The organism is Achromobacter sp. GbtcB20 (assembly GCF_019091095.1).
Classification (GTDB): domain Bacteria; phylum Pseudomonadota; class Gammaproteobacteria; order Burkholderiales; family Burkholderiaceae_B; genus Achromobacter; species Achromobacter mucicolens.
The window spans coordinates 1-345 of record NZ_JAGXJZ010000338.1 but is presented as its reverse complement, the minus strand read 5'-3'; the positions used below and the strand labels follow the sequence as shown (position 1 = coordinate 345).

Here is a 345-nt window from a genome sequence, read left to right as displayed (position 1 = left end):
ATGCGCCCTGCCTGGTGGTGGCGGTGCTGGACGACGCGCCCAGGGGCACGATTCCGACCGCCGAGAAGCTGGTATCGCTCGGCTGCGCAGTGCAGAACATGCTGACCGCGGCGCAGGCGCTGGGCTACGCCAGCGGCCTGGCGGGCGGCGCGGCGATGGACAGCGCGGGCATGCGCGATTTGCTGCGCCTGGCGCCGCACGAGCAGGCGATCTGCTTCGTGGCTTTCGGCACGTCGATGGCGGCGCGGCCAGCGCGCGAGCGGCCGCGGCCCGAGGAATTCGTCTCCAGCCTCTGATCGGCAAGACACGTTGGTCCAAACGATACCTGCTCTCACGGCAGGATGG

1 protein-coding gene is annotated in these 345 nt (G+C 70.4%); it reads left to right on the top strand.

The window, feature by feature from the left end; translation table 11 throughout:
• Positions 1-296 (top strand): nitroreductase family protein (locus KVT32_RS29240; protein WP_217619332.1); only part of this gene is annotated, 296 nt, incomplete at its 5' end.
• Positions 297-345 lie beyond the last annotated feature (49 nt).